At 55.8% G+C, this 5,631-nt stretch carries 4 protein-coding genes; 3 read left to right on the top strand and 1 reads right to left on the bottom strand.

The window, feature by feature from the left end:
* The first annotated feature begins 327 nt into the window (after positions 1-327).
* Complete coding sequence (locus tag V6D20_12415) at positions 328-1,245, top strand: histone deacetylase (protein HEY9816583.1); 918 nt, start codon at positions 328-330, stop codon at positions 1,243-1,245.
* Positions 1,246-1,261: 16 nt separating this feature from the next.
* Here the strand turns inward: V6D20_12415 and V6D20_12410 are convergent, their stop codons facing one another.
* Positions 1,262-1,816, bottom strand: a complete 555-nt coding sequence (locus V6D20_12410) for a hypothetical protein (protein ID HEY9816582.1) — start codon at positions 1,814-1,816, stop codon at positions 1,262-1,264.
* Between the two features lie 944 nt (positions 1,817-2,760).
* Between V6D20_12410 and dnaN the strand changes: the two genes are divergently transcribed.
* On the top strand, positions 2,761-3,909 hold the full coding sequence (gene dnaN / locus V6D20_12405; protein HEY9816581.1) for a DNA polymerase III subunit beta: 1,149 nt from the start codon (positions 2,761-2,763) through the stop codon (positions 3,907-3,909).
* 28 nt (positions 3,910-3,937) lie between these two features.
* On the top strand, positions 3,938-5,631 hold a 1,694-nt coding region (locus V6D20_12400), incomplete at its 3' end, for a Tex-like N-terminal domain-containing protein (protein ID HEY9816580.1).

The following is a 5,631-nucleotide window of genomic DNA, read 5'->3' as shown; positions in this document are numbered from 1 at the left end:
AGCGTGACCCCCTTTACAGGGATCTCATCTTGGGGTGGAGTCTACTTGCAAAACAAACTCTCTCTGGAGCAGAACAAGCTTGACTCGTTCTAGCTTTCAGCGTTTATTCCCTTCCCCCTGGGGCGATCGCTGTATAGGTAGAACCTCAAGACCAGCTCGGACACCCCAGGATCGTGACCATGACCACGGGACAACCTTGTTCGAAGAGGCTACCGTTCTACCGTTTTACCCTGGTGTGGCAGGACAAACTCAGCCCATCTTTGTAGAATCCTAACTAGTACAGATTTCTCAACCGGTGTAAGAACGGCACCTTCTGGCATTCTCCCCATGGATCTTCCACTGGTTTATCATCCCGGCTACGTCGCCCCCCTACCCTCCACCCATCGCTTTCCGATGGTTAAGTTTCGGCAACTTCACGACCTGCTGATCTGCAGCGGCATCGCCCAGCCCCAGCAATTCCACCAGCCAGAGGAACCGCCCAAGGACTGGTTTGAGCTTGTACATAACCCCGTCTATGTGCAGCAATACTGCACGGGATCGCTAGACGCCAAGGCCCAGCGCCGCATTGGTCTACCTTGGAGCGAAAGTCTCATGAACCGCACTCGTATTGCCATCGGTGGCACGGTGCTCACGGCCACCCTGGCTCTCAAGCATGGACTAGCCTGCAACACGGCAGGCGGCACTCACCATGCCTTTCCAGATTATGGGTCAGGGTTTTGTATTTTCAACGATTTAGCGATCGCCGCCCGTGTGATTCAACACCAAGGGCTGGCTCAGCGCATTCTGATCCTCGACCTCGATGTTCATCAAGGGGACGGCACCGCCCTCATTTTCCAGCAAGACGACAGCGTTTTCACCTTCTCCATGCACTGCGAGGCCAATTTTCCGGGGCGAAAACAGGTGAGCGATCTAGACGTGCCGCTGCCCATAGGCATGGAGGATGAGGACTATCTCAAAACCCTAGACCGCTATCTGCCCGATATTCTCTCCCAGTTCAACCCCGATCTGGTGCTCTACGATGCTGGCGTTGATCCCCACGTGAGCGATCGTTTGGGCAAACTAGCCCTCACCGATCACGGCATCTTCTGTCGCGAAATGCAGGTGTTGCAAACCTGTATCTCCCAGGGCTATCCGGTAGCCTGTGTGATTGGCGGTGGCTACAGCGATGACTTTGAGGCTCTGGTCTATCGCCATTCCCTCCTGCATCGAGCTGCCAGCACCGTCTATCGCCACCAGCGGCTTTAACCAGGATCCCCCAACCCTACCGTAAGCGCCCTGGCTGGGGTGGGCAGTCTGACGGCAGCAACGGCGGCGATCGCTTCCAGCCTCTCAGCGAGATTACCGTCGGGGGCGATGGTTGGGGTAATCGACGGGGCGATCGCTGCCGGGAGGGCTGGCGCAGGGCTTGAGCAATCAGCCACAGCACTGTGCACAGCAGCAGGATTAGACTGCCCAGGAAAAAACCTAGGGACACCACAATCAAGCCATTCCAAGGCACAAACGCCCGCAAGGCCAACAAACCAGTGCTGCCCAGATTGGCGGCTAGGGCATAGTACACCAGCAGCAGCAACTGGCGCTCCTGACGATAGCGACGACGCACATCCTGCACCCGATCGCGCAAGTCTGGAGGGCGATCGCCAGAGTGCGGATCCCTCGACATCGACCGACTCCAAACCTGGCTGATGTCCTGAAGCTGCCCCCAGGATCGTTGATGGCGCAGCGCCAACACCAGCAGTACGACGACACATATCCCTCCCAAAATCAGCGAATTCAAGATGAGCTGCAGAAGCTGACTGGTTTGCTCAATCGTCATCATGGCGACGGGCCTCGCGCGAGTTGAATCGTTCGGTTGCTATAACTCTAGATTTAAGTACAATTGTATTAGTTAACCTCTAATCAAGCAATGCCTAGGGTTGATATACGTCGGCTACCCTTGCGGGTCCGACGTTTCCTTGATAGCTCTCTCCTTTCAGAGTAGCGACGAGTGCTTCATGGCGATCGCTTCCCAATCATCTTCATTCTGCAAAAAATCTATCGCTAAACCTGTGGAAAAAACCCCTTTTTCTGGGGATAAATCTGTGGAAAACTTGGGGAAAAGTATAGGCAAATGGTGGAAAACTCTTCTAAGTATAAATACTCTGTTAATAACTCGCCTGGTTTTCCCCAAGTTTTCCACAGATCGAGAAAGGCGCTACGGTATAGCCTGGTTTGATCCCCAGGGTTTTCCACATTTTCCACAGGCCCTACTACTACTGATCTTTTAAAGCTTTCTTATAGGCCGGATCCGGCCATCAGCGCGCAGGATTTTTCTTTTTCAGCCTGATTGAAGCTTTCGTGGTCAGGGTGTTACGATAGCCTTCCAAGCTGAAGTTGAAATCCTAGTCCAAACCTCAGGGCACGGTCGTTGAGGGTGTAGTCTGGTGAACGGGGCTATCAGACAGGACGAGGTTCATGGGTCAGCTTCGCTTCAAGATGGGCAGGTTAGGATTTAGGCTAGAACGGCGGGTATGTTTGTGTGGAAATGGGTGATGAAACAGCAGCTTTTGAGGGGGTTTGACCCGATCTGGGTTATTAATCCACAAAAGTTTTCCACAGGTTTACCACAGCCTAGGACGTTTAGAGAATCTTAAGTTTCCTTGATCTACCAATGTTTTCAGGCGTTTGCGCTTGGACGTATTCCACAAATTCCACAGGCTCTGACCATGGTCTTGCAGGTTCTTCAGCAGGGCATGGTATGGGTCGCTCAGCAGGTCTTCAGTCATGAAATTCATTTGTACTCAGAGCGAACTGAATACCCATTTGTCCTTGGTCAGCCGAGCGGTGCCGTCGCGTCCTAGCCATCCAGTGTTAGCCAACGTGCTGGTGGCGGTGGATGAAGCAACCCAACGGGTGACCATGACGGGATTTGACCTCAGCTTGGGGGTGCAAACGGTGTTTCCGGCTCAGGTGGAGGCTGGAGGACGGCTGACGCTGCCCGCCAAGTTGCTGAGCGATATCGTGTCGCGGCTGCCGGCGGGGGACGTGACGGTGAGCAACGAAGACAACGAGGCGATCGCCATTTTGACCTGTGCTGCCGGTAGCTATAAGGTTCGCGGTATGGACGCTAGCGAGTATCCAGAATTGCCCACCCTAGAGACCTCAGAGGTGGCGCATTTGCCCGTCGATGCCCTGATTGATGGGTTGCGGGGTTCCCTGTTTGCTACCAGCGCAGATGAGAGTAAGCAGGTGCTGACGGGGGTGCATCTGGCAGTCGAAAGCGATAGCCTAGAATTTGCCGCCACCGATGGCCACCGCTTGGCCGTGGTGCAAACGCCCATGGATCGGGCGGGCAGCTCGGTGACAGAGACTGGCGATGCCCAGTTGGACGTGACGGTGCCCGGTAAGGCGCTGCGAGAGCTAGAGCGGATGTTGCAAATGCCCCAGGCCGGGGAAGCGATCGCCGTTCGGTTTGACCATAGCCAACTGGTGATCCAGTGGGATAATCAGCAGCTCACCAGCCGGCTGCTGGAGGGGCAGTATCCCAACTATCGGCAGCTGATCCCCCAGCAGTTTGCGGTGCAGATGACGGTGGATCGGCGGTCGTTTGCCTCTGCCTTAGAGCGGATTGCGGTGTTGGCTGATCAGCGCAACAGCATCGTCAAGCTGGAGCTGGATGCCCTGAACCAGGAATTGGTGCTGTCGGTGGATGCTCAGGATGTGGGTAGTGCGCGGGAGGCGATCGCTGCTCAAATTTCTGGCGACGACCTAGAAGCAGCGTTTAACGTCAAATATTTGCTGGAAGGTTTGAAGGCATTGCCAGCCAACGAGGTGCAGATGCAGTTCAATACCTCCACCAGCCCTGCTATCCTCACGCCCCTAGGAGGCGTGAAAATGACCTACTTGGTGATGCCGGTACAAATTCGTAACTAGCCCGCACCTCAATCGTTGGCTACACCTGTTGAACATTGCTGGATGCGATCGCGCCCCTATGATAGATATTCCGTCTCAACTGGCTGCAGAACTTTCCATTCGTCGGGCTCAGGTTGATCAAGCTTTGGCGCTTTTGGCAGAGGGAGCAACCATTCCCTTCATTGCCCGCTACCGCAAAGAGCGCACGGGCGAGCTGAATGAAACCCAGCTTCGAGACTTGTTTGACCGCTTTGCCTACCTGACAGAACTGCAGGAACGCAAGCAGGTGATTTTGGAGAGTATTGCCAAGCAGGACAAGTTGACAGATGACCTGCGGGATAGGATTCTGTCCTGCCAGCAGAAGACGGATTTGGAAGATCTCTATCTGCCCTATCGTCCCAAACGCCGCACCCGGGCCACGATCGCTCGGGAGAAGGGACTAGAACCGCTGGCAGACTGGCTGCGATCGCAGAATGTACCGACGGCTGCCCCTAGCGATCCACGGCAAGCAGCGGCGGGCTATGTGTCTGTAGACCTGGGTGTGGCAACGGTGGACGATGCCCTCAAGGGAGCTGCGGATATTCTGGCGGAGGCGATCGCTGACCAGGCTCATCTACGTCAGGCCCTACGCGATCGCTTGTTGACCACGGGCACCTTTGTCTCCGCCATCAAGGCAGAGCATCCAGAAGGCACAACGAAGTTTGAAATGTATCGCTCCTATCGCCAGCCGGTGGCGACCATTGCCCCCCACAACCTGCTGGCCCTGTGCCGGGGACAGACGGAGGGAATACTCAGCTTTGATATTGAGTTTGACGAGGAGGCGGTGGGGGACTGGCTGGATCAGCAAGAGCTGCGCAGCCGTCAACCCGCCATGCGAGCTATCTACCAAGCGCTGCTGCGGGATGCTTTCCACCGCCTGCTGAAACCCTCGTTGATCAACGAAGTGATTGCCCTGAAGAAGGCCGAGGCAGACGTAGCCTCGATTAAAACCTTTGAGTCGAATTTACGGGAACTGCTCCTAGCTAGTCCGGCGGGGATGAAGCCCACCCTGGCGATCGATCCTGGGTTTCGCACTGGCTGCAAAGTGGTGGCGCTGGATGCCACCGGGCAGTTTTTGGACTACAGCGCCATTTTTCCCCACCAGTCGGAACGGCAGCGATCGCAGGCCGCGGAAACGGTGTTGCGCCTGATTCACCAGTACGCTATTGAGCTGATTGCTATCGGTAACGGCACCGCTGGACGAGAAACCGATCGCTTCATTTCTGAGGTGATCGCTACCCTGCCCCAGCCGCCGGTGAAGGTGATGGTGAACGAGTCGGGGGCGTCGATTTATTCCGCCAGTCCGGTGGCGATCGCCGAATTTCCAGAGCTAGACATTACCGTACGGGGGGCGATCAGCATTGGCCGGCGCTTGCAGGATCCCCTAGCCGAGCTGGTAAAACTTGATCCCAAGTCCATTGGCGTGGGGCAATATCAGCATGATGTGGATCAAAAACTGCTGCGGAAGAAGCTAGATGAAACCGTGGAAAGCTGTGTGAACTACGTGGGCGTTGACCTGAATACGGCTTCCAAGGAACTGCTGACGGCGGTGTCGGGCATTACGCCCACCATTGCCAACAACATCGTCGCCTACCGCAACCAGAATGGCGTCTTTCGCGATCGCCGCTCGCTGCTCAAGGTGGCGAAACTGGGGCCGAAGACCTTCGAGCAGGCTGCCGGCTTCTTGCGCATTCGCTCAGGGGA

It is taken from the genome of Candidatus Obscuribacterales bacterium (assembly GCA_036703605.1).
Taxonomy (GTDB): domain Bacteria; phylum Cyanobacteriota; class Cyanobacteriia; order RECH01; family RECH01; genus RECH01.
This window is presented reverse-complemented; position numbering and strand designations above follow the sequence as displayed.